The organism is Desulforhabdus sp. TSK (assembly GCF_022836495.1).
In the GTDB taxonomy this organism is placed as follows: Bacteria; Desulfobacterota; Syntrophobacteria; order Syntrophobacterales; family Syntrophobacteraceae; genus Desulforhabdus.
Genome location: NZ_BQXM01000163.1, coordinates 1 through 445, shown reverse-complemented (window position 1 = coordinate 445; position 445 = coordinate 1). Strand labels below are relative to the sequence as shown.

At 68.5% G+C, this 445-nt stretch carries 1 protein-coding gene; it reads right to left on the bottom strand.

Going from position 1 to position 445, the window contains the following annotated elements; genetic code table 11:
• Window positions 1-445 (bottom strand): Sir2 family NAD-dependent protein deacetylase (locus MWC30_RS23240; RefSeq protein ID WP_368860929.1); only part of this gene is annotated, 445 nt, incomplete at both ends.

The window sequence follows — 445 nt, the reverse complement described above, 5'->3', positions numbered from 1 at the left end:
AGACCAGGCACCCCACAGTGTCCAAGTCTCCGTGGAGGGTGACGATGTCGGCGTCGGAGGCCAGGGACTCGGCCGCCTGACGGTGCAGACCGTCCACGTTCTGGGTGACCAGGCCGGTCAGGATTCCGCGGGACTGCCATTGAGCCAGCAGCTCATGCGATCGGTTGGGCGCCGCGCCGTGCATCTGGCGCCACCCGACGAAGCTGCGCGCCCAGTAGCGGTGGCGCGCTGCGGCGTCGTGTTGGAACTCCTGATAGGTCATCGGCCGATGCCGATGCAGCGAGCCCTGCGGGCCGCGATAGTCGGGGATCCCCGAATCGGTGGAGACCCCGGCCCCCGTCACACACAGAACATCGCCCGTGTGGAGGAGGGAGAGGATGCCGCTGCGGGCCCTCTCAGGCTCCTGCGGAAGAGCTGTCTCCGTCACCACTCGGGCGATGGACCG